Source organism: Venatorbacter sp. C2-1 (assembly GCF_022832715.1).
Taxonomy (GTDB): Bacteria; Pseudomonadota; Gammaproteobacteria; order Pseudomonadales; family Oceanobacteraceae; genus Venatoribacter; species Venatoribacter alkanivorans.
Genome location: NZ_CP094879.1, coordinates 2080808 through 2105181 on the forward strand (window position 1 = coordinate 2080808; position 24374 = coordinate 2105181).

Consider the following 24374-nt stretch of genomic DNA (forward strand, 5'->3'; position numbering starts at 1 on the left):
CTGTTACAATGATGCCCGATTATGACAAATGATAACCCGCTTGCACATCCATTCCCGCTGACAGATGCACGCAATTCTGCGCAATTGTATCTGGGCCTGCCTATGTGGTTTATGCCGGACTGGAAAGGAAGGCTGCTGAATACCCATTGTGGTGCCGCAGACGCGCTGAGTAGTTATTCGCAGGTATTCAGCTCGGTGGAAGGTAACACCACCTTTTATGGGCTGCCGTCTGCTGATCGGGCAGAGCGCTGGGCGCGGCAGGTTCCTGAACATTTCCGCTTTTGTTTTAAAGTGCCGAAAAGTATCAGTCACGCAGACGATATTCCCCGTCAGCTGCTAAAAGAAGGTCCGTTGCTGGAGGATTTTATTACTCCGCTGCGTGAGCGTGTTGGTGTGCTGTTACTGCAATTGCCGGTCAGCTTTACACCTCAGCGCAGTGCAGAGCTATTTTCCGCGCTGGAAATACTACAACGGCTGGTAAAGCTGCCGCTGGCGGTTGAGTGCCGTCATCCGGGATTTTTTCTCAAAGATCAGCACGAAGTGACGTTGTTGCAGGAGTTAAAGCGGCTGGCGGTTAATCGGGTTGTCTTTGACAGCCGTGGCCTGTTCCGGGATGGCGCGATAACAGACGCGGTTATTCATGCGCAAAGTAAAAAGCCGCGCCTGCCGGTGCATCCTCTGGCAACGGCACAGAATCCCGTTGTCCGTTTTATCGGCCATTCAGACTGGCAGCAGAATCTGCTGTATCTGCAACAGTGGCAAACTAAAATTCAGCAATGGCTGCACGAGGGCCGGTCGCCATATTTCTTTGTGCATACCGCCGGGAATCATGATTGTCCGGAGTTCGCACGTTATCTGGTTAAGTTCTGGCAGGGTACTATGGCTGATTGGCCGGGAGAGGGGGGGCGGAGGTAATTCCGCTGCAGGAAATACAGCGGATTTGTTTGCTTAAGTTGCTGCCGGGATCAGCGCAGCTTGCTTTGCAGTTCTTTAAATTTCATTACTTTTTCGGCTTCGAATACCCAGGTGCCCTGAGTCTCTTCGCCGTCAAGCAGACCCTCGCGGGCATAGCGTTTTACCGTAACGGGTTTGAGTTCAAGAATTTCCGCAACTTGTTCCAATGACAGTTTTTCCGATGTGCTCACAGATATCCCTCCGTATTTTTCTGTAAGCCTAGACCGGATTTCTCCGGGTGTTGGCGGAATTAAGGAAATGTCAGGTGAAAAACAAGAGGGTGAACATTTCCGGTACGCACCTGGGCAGGAATCAGAAGAATGCGTATTTTGCTCCCAGCATCAGCAACAGGCTGGCAAGTATGGGCTTTAACAGTTCATCCGGCATTTTTCGGCTCAGGTGGCTGCCAACATGGATGGCCGGAAGAGAGCCGATTAACAGAGCGCCGAGCAGGGCGAAATCAACATTACCCAGATACATATGGATAAAGCCGGCGCACAGTGTTAACGGCACGGCGTGAGCAATGTCGGTGCCAACAATGTGGGTTGAACGCAATGCAGGATAAAGCAGCATCAGAATGGCGGTGCCAATGGCGCCTGCGCCAACCGACGATAATGTAACGAATACGCCGAGAAAAACACCCATAACAAAAGTAGCCTGAGGTCGCCATCTGGCCCAGTTGCGTGAGCTGGCTCTGCTGGCCCATTGCTGGATCTGTTTGCGCAGCAGTATGACCACGGCCGTGAGCAGCAGCATGATGCCAAGGGCATTGCGCAGTAGGTGGGCGTAGTTTTCCGGGTGTTGGAAAAGATATTCAAGCAGCAGGCCGGTCAGAAGTGCACTGGGAATGCTGCCCAGTGCCAACAGTTTTACTAAGGCCCAGCGGACATGACTCTGCCTGTGGTGGCTCCATGCGCCTCCTGCTTTGGTAATGCCGGCATACATCAGATCGGTACCTACAGCGACCTGCGGCGGGAAGCCAAACAGCAACAAAAGCGGGGTCATCAGAGCGCCGCCGCCAATGCCTGTCATGCCAACAATCAAGCCAACGCCAGCGCCAGCTGCTATATATAACAAAATATCCATGAAATATGGTCTAAAGTAGTACAGGAGGCTCTAAGAGAGGCGATTGATGCTAATGTAGAGGGTGGCATCTATTCTGGAAAAGAATATTTGTTTATATTTTTATAACAAATACTGAGGTTTGGCAGGGAGGAATTATGAAATTGCAGCAATTGCGATACATCTGGGAGGTAGCGCATCACGACCTCAACGTGTCGGCAACAGCCCAGGTGCTGTATACCTCGCAGCCGGGCATCAGTAAGCAGATCCGTCTGCTGGAGGATGAGCTGGGGGTTGAGATTTTTGCCCGCAGCGGCAAGCACCTTACCCGAATCACTCCTGCTGGCGAGGCCATTTTGCAGGTGGCTGGCGAAATCTTGCGCAAAGTTGAAAGCATTAAACAGGTTGCGCAGGAGTTCAGCGATGAAGCCAAGGGCAGCCTGTCCATTGCGACGACGCATACTCAGGCACGTTATGCGCTGCCTGGCGTAATCGAGAAGTTTATGCAGCAGTATCCGGATGTTTCCCTGCACATGCATCAGGGGACACCGATGCAGATTGCAGAAATGGCCGCCAATGGCACGACCGATTTTGCTATTGCCACCGAAGCGATGGAATTGTTCGGCGATCTGATTATGATGCCGTGCTATCGCTGGAACCGCAGTATCCTGGTGCCGCGCACGCATCCGCTGGCGCAGCACCCAAGGCCGACGCTGGAGCAGGTGGCCGCTTATCCACTGGTTACCTACGTCTTCGGATTCACCGGGCGTTCCAAGTTGGATGATGCCTTTAAGAGCCGCGGCCTGACGCCACGCATTGCCTTTACTGCGGCCGATTCCGACGTTATCAAGACCTATGTGCGTCTTGGTGTCGGTGTGGGTATTGTTGCCAGTATGGCGCTCGATAAAGAACTGGATGATGATCTGGTGGCACTGGATGCCAGCCACTTATTTGCATCCAGCGTGACCAAAATCGGCTTCCGTAAAGGAACCTTTCTGCGCGGCTATATGTTCGATTTTATTGCCGCCTTTGCGCCGCATCTTACCCGCGATCTGGTTGAGCGGGCTGCGCAGTGTCATAACAAGCAGGAAATTGATGAACTGTTTGCCGGAGTGACTTTGCCGGAGCATTGATGATTTATTCCTGTCACAAAAAAGCCGCTCAGTGAGCGGCTTTTTTGTTGTCTGGCATCAGCCCTTGCTGATGATATTACCGGCGTGCAGGCCACATTCTTTGTGGCCGGCGCCTTCCCACCACCAGCGGCCTTCACGTTCGTGCTGGTTGGGCAGGGTTGGGCGGGTGCAAGGCTGGCAGCCGATGCTGACAAAACCCTGTGCGTGCAGCTTGTTGTAAGGCACGTCGAATACTTTGATGTACTCCCACACCTGCGCTGAGCTCCACAGAGCCAGTGGGTTGTACTTGGTCAGCTCACCGTTGCGCCCCTGAAAAGCACCGTCGGCTTCGACCAGTTGTACATCGCTGCGCGTGCCGGGGCTCTGGTCACGGCGCTGGCCGGTGATCCAGGCGTCAAGGGTTGCCAGCTTGGCTTTCAGGGGGGCGATCTTACGTACGCCGCAGCACTCCTGATGACCATCTTCGTAGAAACTGAACAGACCCTTTTCGCGCACGAAGTTCTGCAATGCAACCTGCTCTGGCGTACGCACGTCGATGCTGATGTTGTAGTGTTTGCGTACCGCTTCGATAAATTCGTAGGTTTCAGGGTGCAGGCGGCCGGTATCCAGAGTGAAAATTTCGACATCAGGCTTAATTTTTACGGCCATATCGATCAGTACAACGTCTTCGGCACCGCTGAAGGATACTGCGATTGCATCGTGATTTTCGATGGCGTGGCGGATCAGATCTTTCGGGCGCTTGTCGGCAAATTGCTCATTGAGAGCGGTAAAATCCTGGGTCATGGTTCTGGCCTAATCGGTTGCTGTGGGCCGGCGTTTTCTGTTGGCTTGCGCTGATGGCACCAGGGCAGACGCCGTGCATTCTTTATGGTGGAGATTAGCATGGCATTTTTAGCTCAAATAATAATAAAAAAGAATATTATTATGCCGCTATTGTGGTGTGTATCTGCAGGGATGTTGTCAATCGGGGTGCATATGGCTAGAGTACGCGCCGAATAACAGTCTTCTGTCTAATTGTGGAGTATTCATGGAAATCGCGTGTCTTGACCTTGAGGGTGTACTGGTTCCGGAAATCTGGATTGAGTTTGCCCAAAAAACCGGTATCGAAGAGCTGAAGGCAACGACGCGCGATATCCCCGACTATGACGTGCTGATGAAACAGCGCCTGCGCATTCTGGATGAGCATAACCTGAAGATTCAGGATATTCAGGAGGTGATTGCCACCCTGAAGCCGCTTGAAGGTGCGGTGGAGTTTGTTAACTGGCTGCGTGAGCGCTTTCAGGTGATTATCCTGTCGGATACCTTCTATGAGTTCTCTCAGCCGCTGATGCGCCAGCTGGGTTTTCCGACACTGCTCTGTCACCGTCTGATCACCGACGAAACCGGCCGTGTGGTTGATTACAAGCTGCGTCAGGCTGATCCTAAGCGCCAGTCAATCCGTGCGCTGCAGACTATTTACTACCGTACCATCGCGGCTGGTGACTCATACAACGACACTACTATGCTGGCGGAAGCCGATGCAGGCATCCTGTTCCATGCGCCACAGAATGTGATTGATGAGTTCCCGCAATTTCCGGCCGTACACACCTATGAAGACCTGAAGAAGGAATTCATCAAAGCCAGTAATCGCGATCTGACTCTCTGAGCATAAAACACTCAAAAGCAGTAAAAACAACAATGCCGGCAGTTGCCGGCATTGTTGTTTCTGGAGGGTATCTGATGTCTGGAGGGGGTGGAAAGGGAGGCAGATAACGGCTCAGAGCGGCGTGTTCAGAATACGGCCTACTTTGCTGTGGATCTCCTGCCATTCATCTTCCCAGGTGGAATCCATCACGATGCCACCTCCGCCCCAGCAGACGGCTCCGTTTGTAGTTGCAGCGATGGTGCGGATAAGAATGTTGAAGTCAGCATGGCCGGCATCATCGAAGTAGCCCAGAACGCCGCAATAAGCTCCGCGTGATTCGTGTTCCAGCTCATCAATAACCTCCATGGCCCGGCGCTTGGGTGCGCCCGTGATTGAACCGCCGGGCAGGGCGTCAAAGATCACATCCACTGCGTGCTGGTCGGGGCGTCTGGTTGCTACGATGGTGCTGACCATATGATGCACATTGGCGTGGCTCTCAATATCAAACAGCTTGGTCACTTTGACTGAGAAGGGTTCGGCGCTGCGGCTCAGATCGTTGCGCAGCAAATCCACAATCATCAGATTCTCGGCACGGTTCTTGGGGCTGTTGGCCAGCCACTGACAATTGTGTTCGTCGGCTTCGGCCGTTTCACCTCTGGCAATGGTGCCCTTGATTGGCTTGGTTTCGATACGGTCACCATCAATGCGGATAAAGCGCTCCGGGCTGACGCTAAACAGTGTCTGTGCCGGTGTTTTCAGATACGCCGAAAAGGGTGCGTTGAAGGTTTGCAGCAGCGATGCCGGGTTGTGGTTGGTAAGGTCTGCCTGGCAATGAAAAGGCATTGCCAGGTTAACCTGATAGCAATCACCGGCTACCAGATAATTACGCGTAGCGCCAAAGGCCTGCTGATATTGCTCCTTGCTCCAGCCGCTCTGCCATTGCTGCTGTGGGGATGATGGGTTATCTGTTTTTCTGTGCTTCTGTATGGCTGCCTGAATGTGATTGATAAAAGGAATCGTGACTGTGTCGGGCAGATTGTGTGGATTCTGCAGGTTGCAGCTGTTTTCAGCAAAATCCAGATAAATACTCAAGGGGTAGTGAAAAAACTCTGCAAGCGGGGTAGTTGATTGCGATGCAGGCAGCCCCTGCAGAACCCTGCCGGCCTCGTAGCTTAGGTAGCCCGCCCATCCGCTACAAAAAGGCGCTGTTACTGGCGAGGAGTGTGGCCGGTTGCGGTTGCTTGCTGAGTGTTTCCGAATGACTTTGCGTATCTGCTGGAGATCCTGCTTGCTGATGGCTGTCAGTGACTTGTCAGGAAGGCAGGCAAGTACCGCTGTGCTCTTCTCTGAACTACTGACTTGGGCATTTTGCGACACCTTTGCTTGATGGCTGTCCTGGGATTTACCGGAAAACATCAGTATTGGATTATCCAATAAGTGGCCTGACAGGAGGGCTTCCAGGGCAGAGAAGGGTAGTTTTTTGTGTATCATTTCAGGCCAGTTTTTTAAGGTGCATTTAAGTTTAAGTTATTGAATTATAAAGGATATTAAGGGGTTCTTAGCAGAAAGTACCAGTGTCGTAATGGGGAGTTGGGTTAGTGCGTGTAATTAATTGTAAAAAAGTGGTGGACAACACCAAACCCCCATAATAGATTGTTCAACAATTCTCCGGGCAGTTACGAATTGCCTGAACAGAAATAAGAATAAAGAAAACTGTAATCAGAAACCAATTTTAAAAAATTCACAGAGATTGTACCGGATGGGGCTGTAACGGCCTGACGGTATGGGATCGGTGATAGGGCACGGAAAATGCCCGGAAACCTAAGAAAAATAATCAGGAGTGTGCACATGAAATTCCTTAAGAAAGCTTCTCTCGCCGCGGCTATTGCAGCAGCATCAATCTCTGCTCAGGCAGAAATGGTTGCTCTGGATGACGCTACTATGTCTGCAACCACCGGTCAGGCTGGTGTGACTATTGAGATTGATATCGATGCAACAGGCATCTCTATTGGTGAGGTCGAATATAAGGACGAAGGTTCTGTTCTGCTGCAAAACATCACAGTGAAAAACGTTAATAATTTAACTCAAGAAATTGATGTTGACGCAAGCGGGAACTTGGTAATTGGTATGTCTGGCGTTACCGGCATGGAGGTTGCTATCGGTGATACCGCAGCTGATGCAACTGGGAGTAAGAGTGCAGTAGCTTTGCGTAGTACCGCTGGTGAGACCACGGAGCTGGTTAACAATCTGGATATGACATTAAACCTGGGTAATTCTACCACTACTATCGCCAACTTGCAGGCTGCTGGTAATGCCGCTGCGCTGGGTATTACTGGTGATGCAGCTACTGGTTCAGTTGCTATTCTTGCGAATACCTCTATCGAAATTACTGATATGAATGTTGGTGCCTTTGGTTATACGGCTGCTCAGGCAGCGACACGTGCAGCGGCTGCTCGTGCAAACGGTGATATTGCTGATGATGACGCTGTAGAAGCGGGCTATGCCTCTCAGCTGGCAAATGGCTCTGCGGTTCAGGTTACTGGTCTGAAGTTCTACGGTACTGGTGGTGTTGGCACTGCAGCTACTATTGAGCAAACCATTTGGGCTAAAGGTGGTAGTGCAGCTCAAGGTGGTGGTGTGTATATCCAGATGGGTCAGATTGCTGGTACTCTGGATATTGCCGGAATCAGCATGGGTGGTGCTTCAATCGGTTCTGTTAAAGTTTCCGATATTAACCTGAACGGCATGACTCAGCGTATTTACGGTCACTAAGTTTCGCTTGGATGTCGTAAAAAAGAAACCCGCTTCGGCGGGTTTTTTTATGCTCCAACATTGTTTTGTCTTTCTTTTGTAAATTTATTTTTTTATTATCTGCGTTATAAATTTAACAATAAATGGAAGTAGGGATGCTCAGAAATAAATTAGCCCTCGCAGTTGTATCGTTATGTTCTTCTTTTCATGTTTATGCCGCTGCAATGCAGGAGTTGAGTGATCAGCAGATGTCTGGTGTTACCGGGCAGGCTGGTGTCACTATTGAAATTGATATCGACTCTTCGGGTGTTTCGGTTGGCGAAGTAGAATACAGGGATGAAGGTTCTGTTGTTCTGCAAAATATTCAGATCAGTGATGTAAATAACCTGACGCAAACTATTGATGTGGACTCGAATGGTAATTTAATCATTGCTCATGGTGAGGTTTCTGGTATTCAGCTGTTAGTGGGCGATAGTGCGGTTGACACTGATGGAAAGTACAGTGCTGTTGCGCTGAAGAGTTCGGCTGGTGAAACGGCTGAGCTGGTCAATGATATCGCGATGACGGTTGACCTGGGTGCCGGAAGTACCACGGTTGTTAATATGGCTGAAACTGCAGGTAATGCTGCATTAATTGCGGATCTGCCTGTGGCGGCACGTTCCGGGTCTGTCGCTATTCGTTCGTCTAGCTCACTTGAAATTACTGGTTTTGATATGGGCCTCTTTGGTTATACCGCACAGCAGGCGGCTGATCGTGTGGGTATTAATTTGAGTGGCCAGAATCTTGGTCAGTTTTCTGCCGCGGCACAGTCGGATTTAACTCAGGCTCAGGATCAGCTTGCTACCGCTCAAGCGAATCTGGGGAGTGCGCAGGCTCTTCTTGGCTCGACTCAGGCGACCTTGCAAAATGCCGTTGTGGCTGATGGTTTTTCGGTATCTTTTGCTGCTGACGGATCGGTTCAGGAAATTCGTGATTCAGGTAATGCGGTTATTGATATTGCTTCATCAGCCTATTCCGCGAATGCAGCAGCTGTTGATTCGGCGGCGTCCGATGCCATTCTTGCTGGAGGTGCTGTGACTGGTGCTCAGCAGGGTGTTGTTGATGCAGGTGCTGTTGTTGATGCTGCTGATCTGGCAGGAGATCTGGCCAATGGTGCTGCAGTGAAGGTTCGTGGTCTTAAATTGTATGGCGCGGCAGGTGTTGGTAGTAAGGCTGTTATTGAGCAGACTATCTGGGCTAAGGGTGGTGATGCGGCCAGTGGTGGTGGTGTTTATATTAATATTGGTCGCTTTGACGGGGTTCTTGATGTTGCGGCTGTGGAGGTTGGCGGGGCCTCTCTGGGTGGGATTAAGGTGAGAGATATTGACCTGAGTGGAATGACTCAGCGTATTTATGGTCATTAAAAAAAGATCTCCCCAGAAAAGACCCGCTAAGGCGGGTTTTTTCTGTTTCAATGGTTCAAAAAGACCGGAAAAGAAACGAAATTGACACTTTTTGTGTTGGTCGTTTGTGTGATTTTATGTAACATGAGCTTCGACTCACCATAACAATAACAAGTAATAAGTCGGAGGGGCCTCAGGCCATCATCTGTGTTTATCATTCTCCTAGGTTCCATTATTGGCTTTGCCATGGTTCACGAGCTGGCTATTGTGAACGACCGCCAGCAGGGTGATGCCTTTGTTCGCGTGGCCGTGAACGAGCCTTATCAGTATGATCAGCTGGTAAATGTTGAGCCTCTGTCCGTTAAAAAATTCAATAATGTTGTGCGCCAGGCGTATGACTATTCCTGCGGCTCTGCTGCACTGACCACATTGCTCGACTTTTATTTGGGACGTAACTTTCAGGAACGTCAGGTGATGGAAGGCCTGCTGCGTTTTGGCGAGACAGAACGTATTGTTCAGCGTCGTGGCTTTTCCCTGCTGGATATGAAGCGTCTGGTAACTGCGCTGGGACATCCGTCCGGTGGCTTTAAAGCAGAAGCCAAAGATTTGCTGGAACTGGATCACCCGGCGATTGCCCCTATTGAATATGCTGGGTTTAAGCATTTTGTGGTTATTCGTGCTGTCTATGAAAACCGCGTTTATCTGGCCGATCCTGCGTTGGGTAATATCAGTTTTACCCTTAGTCGGTTTTTGGAAATCTGGGACAATAACGTGCTGTTTATCGTTTTCCCTAACGGCCATAAACCAGCAAGCGGTCTGGAATTGCGCGAAGAAGATATGCGCTATGTTTCTGATTTTATTATCGCGGAAAACAGCTATAAAGAATTTCCGCTGATGGCCATGAAGTATGAAGATGCTATCGGTAATGAAATCGCATCAATGAGTAATAATGCTAAATCGTCATTTGTTCCTCAGCTGGACGCTAGCGGCAAAGCCTTGCGTGACGAAGATGGCAATGTGAAGTATGAAATTAAGTTGGAAGATGCGGCTGATGGTGTGAGTTCGGATGAATTCAACGTCAGAGTCACAACCGATGATCCTAATGAACGCCTGGTTAAAGAACTGCGCTTCAGAAGAAAATAATAACGATACGGGATTTAAGGAAAATTCATGTTTATTCGAACCACGCTGATCTCGCTACCGCTGCTGCTTGCATGGGGGGCTAATGTTCACGCTGACCAGGCTCAGGATTTGTCAAAAGCCCGTGAGGCGTTGACCAAACAGGATAGCGATGCTGACACCGAAAAAGCACTGGAAGAAGTGTTTGAGGCGGCAGAGAAAAATTATTCTCTGTTGAAACGGGGGGGCGTGGCACTGAATTATAACTTCGATTACAGCTACTATGGTGATCAGCGTATTGATCTGGTTATTGAACCCAATCTGGATTCGGAGGGGCAGCCGACAGGGTCGTCGTCGATCCGCAATGCGGATGTATCACCAGTAGCAAGTCATACTTTTACCAACGCCTTTACCTTTGATTATGGTTTGTTCAATAACCTGACGCTGAGTGCCCGTCTGCCTCTGGTTGCCAAGTTTGAAACCGAAGATGAGCTGACCGCTTACGCGCTGGGTGATATCAGTGGCTCGGTACGCTGGCAGCCTTATGAATACGTTCCGGGACAGATGAGTCAGACTGTATTCGGCTCGCTGAAACTGAAAACCGGCGACAGCCCCTATGAGATTGATCTGGATAGAAACTTATCCAGTGGTTCGGGGACTTATAGTCTGAGTGGTGGTTTGAGCGTATCCAAAGTGCTCGATCCGGTTGTGCTGTTCGGATCGGGTAGCTACGGTTATAACATGCCGGAAAAAGGTCTGAATCAGGTACGTGGCAGCTCTATTCTGCAAGAGGTTCATCCGGGTAACAGCCTGTCATTCTCTATGGGTTTTGCGTACTCGCTTTCTTATGACGTGTCACTGAGTGCTTCTTTTCAGGGCTCATTTAACGATCGTACGCGCTTCCAGATATATACGCCGAGTACCGGAGAAACTCAGAGCTCTATTTCTGGCAGTCAGATGAGCGGCATTATGAACTTTGCGCTGGGTGTTCGTGTTTCACCTAAAACCATTGCCAATATCAACGTTGGTTTTGGTATGACGGAATTATCTCCCGACATTATCCTTGGATTATCGTTACCGATCGACATTGAGGGTGTGAAACCTTCGTCCGGTAGCTAATAGGCTATGGCTTCTATAACGATAAAAATAACAGGGTTTCGGCGAAGCATTATGCGCATTCTTTTCCTATTCATTTTTCTGGTGCCAGGGTTGGCCAGCGCACAGTTGGCTCAAAACCTGTTTCTGGATACCAAAGCTATGTCGCTGGGTAATGCTGTTACAGCAGACCCGGTCGGGATTATGGATATTCATTTTAATCCGGCGGGTCTTACCAAGCTTGAAGGCCGGCAGATCCAGATTCAGCTGATGAATATCCTGCTGTCTTCGGAAGCAAAATTCAGTCTGCCTGATGATTACCAGTCCAATGGGGAGCTTCTGGATATCAGTAAAGATCCTATTCTGGGCAGTGATGGTCGTGCTGAAAGTCATGCGACGGCGGCGGCCTATATTCCAGGCATTGGCCTTATGCCAATGACATTGCCAGTACTGACACTGCCGACCGGCGGTGTGTCCATTCAGCCGCCCGGTTCAAAATTTACCTTTGCCAATGCGGTGTATGCACCGATGGCTGCAGGCTTTGCCAAAGACGATAACGACCCGGGTCGTTATCAGGCCAAACAGGTTGCTTTGCAGCGTTTTACTTATTTGTCACCTTCTTTTGGCTATAAGGTAACCGATGAGTTTTCGGTCGGTGCCAGTTTCCTTTTTTCTCACCAGGCTGTTGCGGTTGTTCAGGATATTCGTGCGCCAAGTGTTCTGATTGGTGTATTGGAGCAATTACAGACAGCCTTTGGTTGTTTTGATAGTGACGGTAATCCAACAGGTAATGATCCTCTGGCGCCACTGATCACACTCTGTGGTGGTAAGGTTGGACCTTATGAAGATGTGGGTACACTGAAAATTATCACGGAAGAAAGTCTCTCTCCATCATTCAACCTTGGCTTTTTATGGGAGCCGGCTGATTGGGTTGCCTTTGGTGTTGGCTATCAGAGTGAAGCTGTCTCGCACCTGAAGGGTACTTATGATCTCGAGTACACTGACGAGTTTGCTAATTTCTTCCGCACTTTCCGTTCATCCATTATTGGTGCGATTGGCGGCGCCATCTTCTCGTTACCAACCGGTGTGAAAAAAGAGAGTGGTCACGTTTCTACTGAGTTGACGTATCCGCAGCACTTTCAGACTGGCGTTAAACTACGTTTCCTGGATAAATACCAGTTAAACATGGATGCCGGCTGGACTGATTACGATAAGTGGGATGCGCTGGAGTTTGAGTTTGATCGCCAGGTAAGCTTCCTCAGTACCGCTAAAACCCTGGCGCCGACATTGGTTAGCGATACTTCTTTACGTCAGCCGCTGAACTATAAAAGCGTCTGGAGTTTTGGTTTCGGCATGCAGTACGACCTGAATTCTCGTATCAAGCTGCGCTTGGGTTATGAGCCGCGTAAAAGCTCAATTCCGGATGATGCACGCAGTATTCAGGCGCCTCTGGGCTTCGCAAAACTATACAGTGTGGGTATGGGCTATCAGTGGGATCTGGATACGGTAGTGGATTTGTCACTGAGTTTCATGCAGTCTAAAGAAACCATTCTCGCCGACCCTCAGAATGCTGAGTCTACCGGCGAATACCCTAATTCAAGTGATGCCATTAACCGTAACTGTCTGACATGTACCGTAACCAACCCTTATCCGGGTCTGGATGTAGACACCAAGCTGACCATCGGTGCAGCAGGTATCAGCTTCCGTACCAAGTTCTGATTCTGCTCTGTTTGGCTCTGGCATTTCCTGCCGGGGCTGGGCAGGAGTATTTCACCTGGGTGGATGAGCAGGGGCGCATCCATAACAGCATTAAACCTCCTTCTGAAAAATCTGAAGATCTTCCGCAGGCAAGTAATGCGCAGGAAAGTGATTTTTTGACGGAAGAAGAATTTCAGGAAAAACTGGCAAAAGATAACGCCGATAATCCTCCTTTTTATACCTGGATTGATGCGCAGGGGCGTCTGCAAAGTCAGGAAATTCCTCAGGTTAATATCGAGGTTGAGGAGCTTACTCAGTTGCAGGCGGCGGATCATTCACTGCTGCCGCCACTGCGTGTAGCCGCTGAGATAAGGGATGCCGGTTGCTGTGCACGATATACTCATCTGTTTAAAGAAACGATTCCGGAATATGATTCGGTTGTTTTTTCACAGCCACAAATGTCGGTTCCTTTCAAAACCCGCTCAGGCGATAAGCCTGCATGGTATTTTCGCCTGACAGGCAGTAATGGTGCCGCACGCCGCGCGCTGAATCTGTATTTGCGTGGAACCGATGAGCCAGAGAAGGGAGCTGCTACGGTTGCGCTTATCGCATTGAATAAGCAGCTTCAGCCGTTGTATTTTATTCCGCAGCTGATTACTCAAAGTTATCTGTCTACCTGGCGTTCTGAGGCTTGCCGGGAAAGTCTGGTCAGTATTCTTGATGCTGAAGTTTCCGCATTCATTATTTATTTTCCTGAATCCGTGCCAGCTTCCGCTTCGCTGCAGGTAGAATGGATGCATGGAAAAACATCAGATTAATTGCCGTACTTCAGGCTGCGAGCAACATGCGCTCCTGCTTCAGTACCCGTCTTTACGCGAAACTTCTGCGCCACGCCGTTTATTGTTGCTTCACGGCGCCGGTGTGCCGGGCGAAGTGACCTGGACCTATGTGGCGAATTACCTCCACGAATGGGATGAGATTCTAATACCGGACTTTGCCGGTATGGGGCGTTCCCGGTTTCTCGCGGATACCCCGCCGCGTCTGAGTGACTATGTGCTTCAGATCCGCGAGTTATGTGAAGCGCTCGACTGGACGGAATTTGATATCGCCGGCTATTCCTTTGGCGGCATGGTTGCCGTGCGTTATTTGCAGCAATATGGTTCGCGATGCTTATGTTTTTTGCTGGAGCCGGCGATGCTGTTTTCGGCTGACTGCGGCAAAATACGGCAGAAAGCGGATGATTATCTGACCGTTGCCGACCGGGTTGAACAGAATCCGCAGGATGCGGATGCCTATTTCACTTTTCTCGAATCAGTCTCTCCGCAGCGTACGCGAAATGACAAAGTTGACCGGCTGACGATTGCGCGCTTACAGGAAAATGCTCAGGGCTTTGCTCAGGCATTGCGTGCGGTCAGTCAGATGTTGCTGGACGACTGTGCAACTTACGCGGGCTGGATCGCACCCTGGCCGGGCATCAGTTTTGTCGGTGGATTGAGCCATGCGACCATGCTTGGCCGTCATCGTTTGCTGGCAGAGCAAAGTGCCGACTGGCAATGCCATGTGGTGGATAACGCTGATCACAGCCTGGTGTTTACCAAGCCGCGCACCATTGCCAAGGTCATGAATGAGCGTCGCCAGCGGGGCTGACGACGCATATTTTGCTTAGCTCTGCAGGCGACGCTGCAGACCTGTTTCGGCCATGATGCGGGTCGAAATTTCCTCGATTGAACGGTCGGTGGTGCTCAGGAACGGAATCTGCTCGCGCTGATACAGCATCTCAACTTCATCAATTTCGTGATAGCACTGCTTAAGTGACGCGTAACGGCTGTTGGCGCGGCGTTCATTGCGGATGGCGGCCAGCCGGTCCGGGTCGATGGTCAGGCCAAACAGTTTGTGGCGGTGTTGTTCCAGGCTGTTGGGCAATTTCAGGTCGGCCATATCTTCTTCGGTCAGCGGATAGTTTGCCGCTTTAATGCCAAACTGCATCGCCAGATACAGGCAGGTTGGCGTTTTTCCGGAGCGGGATACGCCCACCAGAATAATGTCGGCTTCGGCATATTGGCGGGTGCGGGCGCCGTCGTCGTTATCCAGGGCAAAGTTTACCGCATCGATGCGCGCCAGATAGCTGGTGCTGGTTGTGGGTGAGTGAGATTTACCCACACTGTAGGAGGATTCAACCTGCAGTTCCGCTTCCAGTGGTGCGAGGAAGGCGGCAAAAATATCGATCTTCAGGGCGTTGGCTGAGTCGATAATAGTGCGTATTTTTTTATCGACAATGGTGTCGAACACAATGGCCGGAGCGCCGCTGTTTTCCGCTGCCAGGTTAATCTTGGCTACGGCTTTCTCAGCCTTCTCGATTGAATCGATATACGGCAGGGTGATGCGTTCAAATTCAATGGCTTCAAACTGAGCCAACAGACTGTTGCCCAGCGTTTCGGCGGTAATGCCGGTGCCGTCGGAGATAAAATAGGCGGTTCGCTTCATGTGGAAATTTGTTCCCTCTGCCCTTAGTATTACGCAGCCGTTCGCCGCAGCAGGCGATTTTAGGTGATTATGTCCTGTGTGGCGAGACAGAACACAGGCGTTGGACATTACAGGAGAAAGACGTTGACAGATTACGTACTCTGGTTTGATCAGGTATCCATGGGCGATGTCGAGCGGGTAGGTGGTAAAAATGCCTCGCTCGGTGAAATGATCAGCAACCTGACCAGCGCCGGAGTTTCCGTGCCCAACGGCTTCGCCACCACCGCCGACGCCTACCGCGAATTCTTAAGTTACGAAGGTCTCGACAGCCGCATTCAGCAGGCGCTGGATGATCTGAACGTCGATGATATCCGCGCCCTGACCGAAACCGGCGCCAAAATCCGCAACTGGATTCTGGACGCACCACTGCCGCCGCAGCTTGAAGCCGATGTGCGTACTGCTTTCGCCAAGCTGCAGGAAGGCAATGAGTCCATGGCGGTTGCCGTGCGTTCTTCCGCAACCGCAGAAGATTTACCCGATGCATCCTTTGCCGGTCAGCAGGAAACCCACCTGAATATCGTCGGTATTGATAACGTCCTGCATGCCATCCGCGACGTATTTGCCTCTTTATTTAATGACCGCGCAATTGCCTACCGTGACCATCAGGGCTTCGACCACCACAAGGTGGCATTGTCGGCCGGCATTCAGCGCATGGTGCGCTCTGAGACAGCCTCCAGCGGTGTGATGTTTACCCTGGATACAGAATCCGGCTTCGATCAGGTGGTGTTTGTCACCTCGTCCTATGGCCTGGGCGAAACCGTGGTGCAGGGTGCAGTTAACCCGGATGAATTCTACGTTCACAAAAACAATCTGGCGGCCGGACGTCCGGCAATTCTGCGCCGCAACCTGGGCGCTAAAGCCATTAAGATGGTGTACAACAAAGAAGCCGCCGTTGGTAAGTCGGTAGAAACCCAGCGTGTTGACCGTGAGCTGCGCCAGGTCTTTTCGGTAACCGACGCCGAAGTCGAAAATCTTGCCCGTCAGGCAATGATTATTGAAAAGCACTACGGCCGTCCGATGGATATCGAATGGGCCAAAGATGGCGATGACCAGCAGCTCTACATCGTTCAGGCCCGTCCTGAAACCGTGAAGAGCCGCGCCAGCAAAAACGTGATGGAGCGTTACCTGCTGAAAGAAACCGGCAGCGTGCTGGTTGAAGGCCGTTCCATTGGCCACCGCATCGGTAAAGGTAAAGTACGCGTCATTAAAAGCATCGATCAGATGGATCAGGTGCAGGAAGGTGATGTGCTGGTTGCCGATATGACCGACCCGGACTGGGAACCGGTAATGAAACGCTCGGCGGCTATCGTAACCAACCGTGGTGGCCGCACCTGTCACGCCGCGATCATTGCGCGCGAACTGGGTATTCCGGCGGTGGTTGGCTGTGAAGATGCCACCTCTAAGCTGCAGGATGGCCAGGATGTTACCGTTTCCTGTGCGGAAGGTGACACCGGCTTTGTTTACGAAGGCGCACTGGATTTTGATATCCGCACCAACAGCGTCGATCAGATGCCGGATTTGCCATTCAAGATCATGATGAACGTCGGTAACCCGGATCGTGCCTTCGACTTCCAGGGCCTGCCGAATGCCGGTGTGGGTCTGGCGCGTCTCGAATTTATTATTAACCGTATGATCGGTGTGCACCCGAAAGCCTTGCTGAATTTCGACAATCTGCCGGAAGAAGTGAAGCCTACCGTAGAACGCCGCATTTCCGGTTATGCCGGCCCGGTAGATTTCTACGTCGAAAAACTGGTGGAAGGTATTTCAACGCTGGCGGCGGCATTCTGGCCTAAGCGCGTGATCGTGCGTCTGTCTGACTTCAAATCCAACGAATACGCCAACCTGATTGGCGGCCGCCTGTACGAGCCGGAAGAAGAAAACCCGATGCTGGGCTTCCGTGGTGCATCGCGCTACATCTCGAAAAACTTCCGTGACTGTTTCGAGCTTGAGTGCCGGGCGATGAAAAAAGTCCGTAACGAAATGGGCTTCACCAATGTCGAGATCATGGTGCCCTTTGTGCGCACCGTGGGCGAAGCCGAGCAGGTTGTTAACCTGCTGGAAGAAAATGGCCTGAAGCGCGGTGAAAATGATCTGAAGCTGATCATGATGTGCGAGCTGCCAGCCAACGCCATTCTGGCTGAGCAGTTCCTTGAATTCTTTGATGGTTTCTCCGTCGGCTCCAACGACCTTACTCAGTTAACCCTGGGTCTGGATCGTGACTCCGGCATCATTGCGCACCTGTTCGATGAGCGTAACGAAGCCATTCTGGCACTGCTGGAAAATGCCATTAACGCCTGTAAGAAAGCCGGTAAATACATCGGTATCTGTGGTCAGGGGCCATCGGATCATCCGGACTTTGCCAAGTGGCTGATGGAACACGGTATCGACAGCGTGTCGCTGAACCCGGATTCCGTGCTGGATACCTGGTTCTTCCTGGCGGACAAAAATTCCTGAATGAAAAGCAGCAGTGAATTATTTCCGGTGAGCCTGCTCAGAGCGGATGTTCTGGGCGATCTCACCGAAGACGTTTATCTGGTAAAACACAACCGCGATCCGGACCGCAGCGTCCAGATCGCGGTTTCGCATCTTGGCCTGCGCTCCCGTGGCGGACACAGTGGCCAGCCACTGATTCTGCTGCACGGCAGTTTCACCAATCGCGGCTTCTGGCTGTCCGATAAGGGCGAAGGACTGGCGCGCTATCTGCTCGAGCAGGGGTTTGATGTCTGGCTGATGGAGCAGCGAGGTCATGGCCTGTCACCGCGCAATCACGATTATGTACGCAATACGCTGGAGCGTTATGTGCTCAGCGATATTCCGGCGGTGAACGATTTTGTGCAGGAGCAGAGCGGGCATAAGCCGGTCTGGATCGGTCATTCGCTGGGCGGTGTGATTATTTCCAGCAGCGTGGCTGCCGGTCGCCTGCATGCCGAGAACAGTCGCGCCATGGTTCTGCTGGGCACTCAGGTGGTGCGTCGGCCCTGGTACCTGTGGTTGCCACTGACCAGTCTGGTGCTGCGCATGCTGGTAAAAAGCAAAGCCGAGCTGGATGGCCGTAAGCTGGGCATCGGCCCGGAAAATGAGCCAGCTGGTCTGGTGAATGAATATCTGGCGCGTCACAGCCTGTTTGGCCGCTGGCAGATCCGCAGTGAAAAGCTCAGGCTGCTGCCAGCCTGGAAGCAGGGGGCTGATTTGCCGTTGCTGGCGGTTGCCGCAGCGGCGGATAAATCCGACCCGGCGAAAGCTTGTCTGCGCTTTGCCTCCCTGTATGGCGGTGCGCAGAAAGACAATCTGCTGCTGGGCAAAGCTGAAGGTTTCAGTCGCGATTACGGCCATGTCGATATGGTGGTCAGCAAAGAGGCGGCGGCCGAGGTCTGGCCGCGTATTCAGCGCTGGCTGAGTCAGCTTGGCCAACAGGCTGGCGCCTGAGATGGGCACACGGCGCCTGTTGCTGGCTGGCGGTACCGGGCTGATTGGCCGTGCCTTGCTGGACAATCTGCTGCTGAGCGATTGGGCCGGGCACATAGTGTTGCCTGTGCGTCAGCCACAACAATGGCGCAGGGCATATCCGCAACTGGCGGCAGATAAGCGCATCCAGGTGCTGACTTATGATGAGCTGTTTGCCAGCCAGCAGCCCGTTGATCTGATGTTCTGCGCGCTGGGTACGACCCAGGCCAAGGCCGGTAAAGCCGGGTTGCGTCAGGTGGATTATCAGCTGGTTGTTGACTGTGCGGCCTGGGCTAAGCAGCAGGGCGCTGAGCTGGTGTCGGTGGTCAGTGCGCTGGGCGCCAACCGCCGTTCGCCATTTTTCTATAACCGCGTCAAAGGCGATATGGAGCAGGCGCTGGAGCAGATGAATCTGCCCCGGCTGCAGATCTGGCAGCCGTCGCTGTTGCTGGGCGAGCGCGACGAGTTTCGTCTGGCCGAGCACCTGAGTGGCTGGATATTACGCCTGCCGCTGTTTGGCAATGTACAGGCACTGGCCGGTGAACGTATTGCCCGCGCCATGATTGCGGCGGCTTCAGTGTCTGAATCTGGCTCTGAGATTGAACCTGAATCCGGCCCCGAATCATCCGTTATGCGCTATCGCGTGCGTGACATTAAACGTCTGGCCAGAGTCTGAACAGGCTTAGGCAGGCAACAGAATTTTATTATCCTCCATCACAAGTAAGGACAAAGAAATGACTCAGTACGTAACTCCGGATCTGTGCGATGCCTACCCTGAACTGATTCAGGTGGTTGAGCCAATGTTCAACAACTACGGTGGCAACGAATCTTTTGGTGGCGAAATCGTTACCGTTAAGTGCTTTGAAGATAACTCCAAAGTCAAAGAGCTGGTTGATACCGACGGCAAAGGCAAAGTGATGGTTGTGGACGGCGGCGCCTCCATGCGTCACGCGCTGCTGGGCGATATGCTGGCTGAAAAAGCGGCGAAAAACGGTTGGGAAGGTATCATCGTTTACGGTTGCATCCGTGACGTCGACGTGATCATGCAGACTGATCTGGGCGTTCAGGCGCTGGCCACTCACCCGCTGAAAACCGACAAGCGCGGTCTGGGTGATGTGAACGTTACCGTTAAATTCGGTGGTGTTGAATTTGTACCGGGTCACTTCGTGTATGCCGACAACAACGGCATTATCGTGTCTCCCCAGGCGCTGAGCATGCCGGAGTAAGGCTGTCTTATACGCATCTGGGTGCGAATAAAAAGCCGGCATTGCGCCGGCTTTTTTGTGTCTGCTGACCTGTCCTGAAATAAGGACACCTAAAAAAGCTATCAAGTGCGTGATCTACCAGGCGCGTGAACTGCCAATCAGGTGCGCTACGCGCAGGGAGCTTTCAACGGCACCGTCGAGCAACGGAATGCCATCACACAGATAAGAGCCGGTCAGCAAAATACGCTGACTGGCGTCCTGGCGGCGCAGCTCGCGTACCGCCTGACGGCTCTGCAGGGTTACCAGTGGCCGGCTGAAAGTAACATCGGCGAGCACACTTGACGGATTGGCCGCACGCAGCGGGTTCCACACCTGCAGAATGGCCGGGCCGTTGCGCAGATGACCAATGGCTTTGGCCAGATCGACGGTGGCTTCCGGGCGATTCTCGTCACCCGGTAAGAAATAACTGACCGGCGCCAGCGGCATCAGGCTGGCAGGCAGCAGTGAGGTATCGGTGTGCAGCTGCATGCGCGATTCAACCACCGGGATCTGCTGCAGCTGCTGGCAGCGTGACTGGGCGCTGGGCAGTTTGCTCAGAATCTGGCTGGCGTGATGCGGCTGGGTGGCAATAACCACGCGATCAAACACAGCGGTTTGTGCGCCGCTGCAGACGCGCACGCCGTGATTGTCTTCTTCTATATGGTCAATGGCCGTTGCGGTACGCAGGCTGACGTTGCTTTCCAGCAGTTGTGCGACCACCTCATCGACGCCGCCACTGGCGCGCATCAGGCCGTCTTTCATTACACCGCAGGTCAGGTAGTTGATCAGAATGTCCGCCGGGTAGGCCAGTACGTCGTCGTAGTCACAGGTGCACACGGTCGCCAGTGCCGGCAGCAATATCTGGCGGCAGTAATCGTTGTCGAGGCTGTGCTGCTGCAGAAAACTACCGAAGCTCTGCTGATCCGTATCCGGACTGTGTTTATGTTGCTGCAGGGTGTTGAACAGGTTGAGGTGCTGGGCGAGCAATGGGCCGTTCAGCAACTTGGGGAAGCTCAGGCTGCGCTTGCCCAGCTGCAGGTTGCCGTAATGAAAAAACAGGCGGTTATCGGCATCGGCATAAGCGGCGGCATGGTCGGTGGTTTCAGTACGCACGCCGGCATCGCGGTATAGGCGCAGCAGGCTGGGATAGTAAGCCGGAGTGAAAACCCGCAGAGGAATATCAATGGATGTGCTTTTGTCAGCCCAGGGAATGTCTACGCTGTAGATGCCCATACCCGGCTTCGCGGCGCGTTCATAGAGCGTGACGTCGTGGTCGCGACTCAGCAGCCAGGCGGCGCTCAGGCCGGCAATGCCGGAGCCAATAATGGCGATACGCTGGCGATTAATGGGAGTGGATGGGGCGGCGGGTTGAGCAGGCATGAAGGCACTTTCCTGTGAAATCTGCGCCGAGGTTAGCGCAAAGCCTGGGCAGATCCCAGAGTTTGCGCTGTCAACTTTGCTGTTTTATTGGCTGCTCTCGCTGATTGTATACAATCTTAGTCTTAATTCGCTTGAAATATGATTTTATCGGCGTAACCTAGCCAAACTTAAAGAGTATTGTAGACAAAGCTGATGAATGATAACCAAACGCTGGCCGACAAAGTGTTCGCGGAACTGACTACCGCCATTGTGCGTGGTGAGTTGCGTCCGGGCACCAAATTGTCGGAGCAGACCCTGGTTGAGCGTTATGGTGGCAGTCGCGCGCCGATGCGCGAAGCCATTCAGAAGCTTGAAGCCCGTCATCTGGTGGTGCGCATTCCCCATGCCGGTGCCCGTGTGGTATCGCTGAGTCTGGCCGAGCTGCGGGATATCTACGAAGTGCGTCTTGAGCTGGAAAGCATGGCCTGCCGTCTGGCGGCCCTTCGCATGAGCGATGACGAGATTCAGGAACTGTACGGCCTGCTGCAGGAGCATGAAGCCTCCATTGCGGCTGAGCAGGGGCAGGCCTATTACCAGAAAGCCGGTGATCTCGATTTCCATTACCGCATCATCAAAGGCAGTCAGAATCACCGTTTACATCAGATGTTGTGCGGCGAGCTGTACCACATCGTGCGTATGTACCGCTACCAGACCAGTACCAGCGCCAAGCGCCCACTGCAGGCTCTGCAGGAACACCAACGAATTGTTGAGGCTATTTCGGCGCGTGATGCCGAACTGGCTGAATTACTGATGCGACGTCATATCCAGGCATCGCTGACCAATCTGGAAAATCGTTTAGCTGAAGAGGAGGGTCACTCATGACTCCAGGTCAGAAATTCCGTAAAGCACTGGCGGATAACAAACCGCTGCAAATTGTCGGCACCATTAACGCTTACGCGGCGATGATGGCGGAGCGTATTGGTCATCAGGCCATTTATCTGTCGGGTGGCGGTGTGGCAAACGCCTCTTACGGTCTGCCGGATCTGGGTATGACCTCGCTCAATGACGTGGTGGAAGACGTGCGTCGCATCACCTCCGCCAGCAGCCTGCCATTACTGGTGGATATCGACACCGGCTGGGGCGGTGCGTTTAACATTGCCCGTACCATCCAGCAGATGGAAAAAGCCGGCGCCGCAGCCGTGCATATTGAAGATCAGGTGATGCAGAAGCGCTGTGGTCACCGTCCGAACAAAGAAATCGTCTCTCAGGCAGAAATGGTTGACCGTATCAAAGCCTGTGTCGATGCCCGTAACGACGACAGCTTCTTTATCATGGCCCGTACCGATGCGTTCGCGCAGGAAGGTCTGGATGCCGCTATCGAACGTGCTCAGGCCTGTGTGGCAGCCGGTGCTGATGGTATTTTCGCCGAAGCAATCAAAACCGAAGATGACTACCGTAAATTCTCTGCAGCATTGGATGTACCACTGCTGGCAAATATCACCGAATTTGGCCAGACCGAACTGTGGAACCGTGAACAGCTGGGTGAGTGGGGCGCGGCCATGGTGCTGTACCCGCTGAGCGCTTTCCGTGCGATGAACAAAGCCGCAGAAACCGTGTATAAAAGCATCCTGGCAGAGGGTGACCAGCGCAAGGTGGTCGATATCATGCAAACCCGTATGGAGCTGTATGATTACCTGAACTATCACGATTTTGAGCAGAAGCTGGATGCGTTATTCGCAGAAGGTAAAAACAAGTAATACATCCACCCGTCGGGCGGGCTCAGAGTCCGTCGCAACCAGATGAACATCCGCGTCTGACGTCTGACGTCCGGCGCTCTGCTAAGGGGAAATAACAATGGCAGCAGCAAAAGAACTGAGTGGCGCCGGCCTGCGTGGTCAGGTAGCTGGTAAAACCGCACTGTCCACCGTAGGTAAAGAAGGCTCCGGTCTGACCTACCGTGGTTACGACGTAAAAGATCTGGCCGACAATTGCCAGTTTGAAGAAGTTGCGCACCTGATCCTGAAGGGCAAACTGCCGAATCAGGCTGAACTGGATGCTTACAAAACCAAACTGAAAGGTCTGCGCACTCTGCCGCAGGCGCTGAAAGAAGTGCTGGAGCGTATTCCGGCTTCTGCGCACCCGATGGATGTGATGCGCACTGGCTGCTCTATGCTGGGCAACCTGGAAACCGAAGAAAGCTTTGATCAGCAGCAGGATGCCACCGACCGTATGCTGGCGGTGTTCCCGGGCATGATCAACTACTGGTACAACTTCAGCCACAACGGCATCCGCATCGATGAAAACACCGGTGCCGATTCCATTGCCGAACAGTTCCTGTGGACCCTGCATAACAAGAAGCCGTCTGAGCTGCACACCCGCGTGATGCACGCGTCTCTGGTGTTGTACGCCGAGCACGAATTCAACGCGTCTACCTTCACCGCCCGCGTGTGTGCCTCAACCCTGAGCGATATGCACTCCTGCGTGACCGGCGCCATCGGCTCTCTGCGTGGCCCGCTGCACGGCGGTGCTAACGAAGCGGCGATGGAACTGATCGAAGGCATGAAAGACCCGGAAGATGCAGAACAGAAACTGATGGGGATGCTGGAGCGCAAAGAGAAGATCATGGGCTTTGGTCATGCCATCTACCGTGAATCCGATCCGCGTAACGCCATCATCAAAATCTGGTCTGAAAAACTGGCCGGTGAAAACGGTGATACCAATCTGTACGACATTTCCGTGCGTTGTGAAGCGGTGATGTGGCGCGAGAAGAAACTGTTCTGTAACGCCGACTTCTTCCACGCCTCGGCCTACAACTACATGGGCATTCCAACCAAGCTGTTCACCCCGATTTTCGTCTGCTCCCGCCTGACCGGCTGGGCCGCTCACGTGATGGAACAGCGTGCGGACAACCGTATTATCCGCCCGAGCGCAGAATACACCGGCGAAGCCAACCGTGTGGTACCGCCAATCGGCGAGCGTTAAACCA

At 52.5% G+C, this 24374-nt stretch carries 23 protein-coding genes; 17 read left to right on the top strand and 6 right to left on the bottom strand.

The genetic code is table 11. The annotated features are described in order from the left end of the window. The first annotated feature begins 21 nt into the window (after nucleotides 1-21). Nucleotides 22-915, top strand: coding sequence for a DUF72 domain-containing protein (locus MT343_RS09145; protein ID WP_145468808.1), 894 nt, complete (start codon nucleotides 22-24; stop codon nucleotides 913-915). A 50-nt stretch (nucleotides 916-965) separates the two neighbouring features. Here MT343_RS09145 and MT343_RS09150 read toward each other — a convergent pair whose 3' ends face one another. Continuing rightward, nucleotides 966-1145 (bottom strand): helix-turn-helix domain-containing protein, encoded by a 180-nt coding sequence (locus tag MT343_RS09150; protein WP_186435878.1) that lies wholly within the window; start codon nucleotides 1143-1145, stop codon nucleotides 966-968. Nucleotides 1146-1266: 121 nt separating this feature from the next. After that, nucleotides 1267-2040, bottom strand: a complete 774-nt coding sequence (locus tag MT343_RS09155) for a sulfite exporter TauE/SafE family protein (protein ID WP_145468807.1) — start codon at nucleotides 2038-2040, stop codon at nucleotides 1267-1269. A 134-nt stretch (nucleotides 2041-2174) separates the two neighbouring features. On the opposite strand from MT343_RS09155, the gene cysB reads away from it, so the two are divergent. After that, nucleotides 2175-3149: an HTH-type transcriptional regulator CysB gene (gene cysB / locus MT343_RS09160; protein ID WP_145468806.1), complete on the top strand. Its 975-nt coding sequence runs from the start codon at nucleotides 2175-2177 to the stop codon at nucleotides 3147-3149. 57 nt (nucleotides 3150-3206) lie between these two features. Here cysB and MT343_RS09165 read toward each other — a convergent pair whose 3' ends face one another. Next, complete coding sequence (locus MT343_RS09165) at nucleotides 3207-3932, bottom strand: phosphoadenylyl-sulfate reductase (RefSeq protein WP_145468805.1); 726 nt, start codon at nucleotides 3930-3932, stop codon at nucleotides 3207-3209. A 244-nt stretch (nucleotides 3933-4176) separates the two neighbouring features. Between MT343_RS09165 and thrH the strand changes: the two genes are divergently transcribed. Continuing rightward, nucleotides 4177-4794, top strand: coding sequence for a bifunctional phosphoserine phosphatase/homoserine phosphotransferase ThrH (gene thrH / locus MT343_RS09170; RefSeq protein WP_145468804.1), 618 nt, complete (start codon nucleotides 4177-4179; stop codon nucleotides 4792-4794). A gap of 111 nt (nucleotides 4795-4905) precedes the next feature. Here the strand turns inward: thrH and pabB are convergent, their stop codons facing one another. Then, on the bottom strand, nucleotides 4906-6207 hold the full coding sequence (gene pabB, locus MT343_RS09175; RefSeq protein ID WP_243989494.1) for an aminodeoxychorismate synthase component I: 1302 nt from the start codon (nucleotides 6205-6207) through the stop codon (nucleotides 4906-4908). Between the two features lie 414 nt (nucleotides 6208-6621). Here pabB and MT343_RS09180 point away from each other — a divergent pair, with 414 nt between their 5' ends. The 7 genes from MT343_RS09180 to MT343_RS09210 all read left to right on the top strand — a co-directional run bounded on the left by MT343_RS09180 (nucleotide 6622) and on the right by MT343_RS09210 (nucleotide 14465). Continuing rightward, entirely contained in the window at nucleotides 6622-7545 is a 924-nt protein-coding gene (locus tag MT343_RS09180; RefSeq protein ID WP_145468802.1) for a DUF6160 family protein, read from the top strand. 134 nt (nucleotides 7546-7679) lie between these two features. Next, entirely contained in the window at nucleotides 7680-8927 is a 1248-nt protein-coding gene (locus tag MT343_RS09185) for a DUF6160 family protein (protein ID WP_145468801.1), read from the top strand. A 186-nt stretch (nucleotides 8928-9113) separates the two neighbouring features. Next, on the top strand, nucleotides 9114-10049 hold the full coding sequence (locus MT343_RS09190; RefSeq protein ID WP_243989495.1) for a C39 family peptidase: 936 nt from the start codon (nucleotides 9114-9116) through the stop codon (nucleotides 10047-10049). A gap of 27 nt (nucleotides 10050-10076) precedes the next feature. Next, on the top strand, nucleotides 10077-11144 hold the full coding sequence (locus MT343_RS09195) for a transporter (RefSeq protein WP_186435877.1): 1068 nt from the start codon (nucleotides 10077-10079) through the stop codon (nucleotides 11142-11144). Between the two features lie 51 nt (nucleotides 11145-11195). Next, nucleotides 11196-12839, top strand: coding sequence for an OmpP1/FadL family transporter (locus MT343_RS09200; protein WP_145468800.1), 1644 nt, complete (start codon nucleotides 11196-11198; stop codon nucleotides 12837-12839). Next, nucleotides 12749-13636, top strand: coding sequence for a DUF4124 domain-containing protein (locus MT343_RS09205; RefSeq protein WP_145468799.1), 888 nt, complete (start codon nucleotides 12749-12751; stop codon nucleotides 13634-13636). Before MT343_RS09200 ends, MT343_RS09205 begins: the two co-directional genes overlap by 91 nt. Then, the gene (locus MT343_RS09210; RefSeq protein ID WP_145468798.1) at nucleotides 13617-14465 is read left to right on the top strand and encodes an alpha/beta fold hydrolase; all 849 of its coding nucleotides are present in this window, start codon (nucleotides 13617-13619) and stop codon (nucleotides 14463-14465) included. Before MT343_RS09205 ends, MT343_RS09210 begins: the two co-directional genes overlap by 20 nt. A gap of 15 nt (nucleotides 14466-14480) precedes the next feature. Here the strand turns inward: MT343_RS09210 and ppsR are convergent, their stop codons facing one another. Further along, nucleotides 14481-15302, bottom strand: a complete 822-nt coding sequence (gene ppsR, locus MT343_RS09215; RefSeq protein ID WP_145468797.1) for a posphoenolpyruvate synthetase regulatory kinase/phosphorylase PpsR — start codon at nucleotides 15300-15302, stop codon at nucleotides 14481-14483. A gap of 123 nt (nucleotides 15303-15425) precedes the next feature. On the opposite strand from ppsR, the gene ppsA reads away from it, so the two are divergent. From ppsA to rraA, 4 genes are read left to right on the top strand one after another with little or no spacing between them, the layout of a single operon-like run. Beyond that, nucleotides 15426-17795, top strand: coding sequence for a phosphoenolpyruvate synthase (gene ppsA, locus MT343_RS09220; protein ID WP_145468796.1), 2370 nt, complete (start codon nucleotides 15426-15428; stop codon nucleotides 17793-17795). Next, nucleotides 17796-18767, top strand: coding sequence for an alpha/beta fold hydrolase (locus tag MT343_RS09225; protein WP_145468795.1), 972 nt, complete (start codon nucleotides 17796-17798; stop codon nucleotides 18765-18767). It begins immediately after the preceding gene. Between the two features lies 1 nt (nucleotide 18768). Then, nucleotides 18769-19461, top strand: a complete 693-nt coding sequence (locus MT343_RS09230) for an NAD(P)H-binding protein (RefSeq protein ID WP_145468794.1) — start codon at nucleotides 18769-18771, stop codon at nucleotides 19459-19461. 58 nt (nucleotides 19462-19519) lie between these two features. Continuing rightward, nucleotides 19520-20011 (top strand): ribonuclease E activity regulator RraA, encoded by a 492-nt coding sequence (gene rraA, locus MT343_RS09235; protein WP_145468793.1) that lies wholly within the window; start codon nucleotides 19520-19522, stop codon nucleotides 20009-20011. Nucleotides 20012-20125: 114 nt separating this feature from the next. On the opposite strand, the gene MT343_RS09240 is transcribed toward rraA, so the two are convergent. Then, nucleotides 20126-21409 (bottom strand): FAD-dependent oxidoreductase, encoded by a 1284-nt coding sequence (locus MT343_RS09240; RefSeq protein ID WP_145468792.1) that lies wholly within the window; start codon nucleotides 21407-21409, stop codon nucleotides 20126-20128. Nucleotides 21410-21601: 192 nt separating this feature from the next. Between MT343_RS09240 and MT343_RS09245 the strand changes: the two genes are divergently transcribed. The 3 genes from MT343_RS09245 (at nucleotide 21602) to prpC (ending at nucleotide 24370) form a co-directional block, all read left to right on the top strand. After that, nucleotides 21602-22270, top strand: coding sequence for a GntR family transcriptional regulator (locus tag MT343_RS09245; RefSeq protein ID WP_145468791.1), 669 nt, complete (start codon nucleotides 21602-21604; stop codon nucleotides 22268-22270). Continuing rightward, the gene (prpB, locus tag MT343_RS09250; RefSeq protein WP_145468790.1) at nucleotides 22267-23145 is read left to right on the top strand and encodes a methylisocitrate lyase; all 879 of its coding nucleotides are present in this window, start codon (nucleotides 22267-22269) and stop codon (nucleotides 23143-23145) included. The genes MT343_RS09245 and prpB overlap by 4 nt, the downstream gene beginning before the upstream one ends. 97 nt (nucleotides 23146-23242) lie before the next feature. After that, nucleotides 23243-24370 carry a bifunctional 2-methylcitrate synthase/citrate synthase gene (gene prpC / locus MT343_RS09255; RefSeq protein WP_145468789.1) on the top strand — a complete coding sequence of 376 codons (1128 nt, stop codon included), beginning with the start codon at nucleotides 23243-23245 and terminating at the stop codon, nucleotides 24368-24370. The last annotated feature ends 4 nt before the right edge of the window (nucleotides 24371-24374 follow it).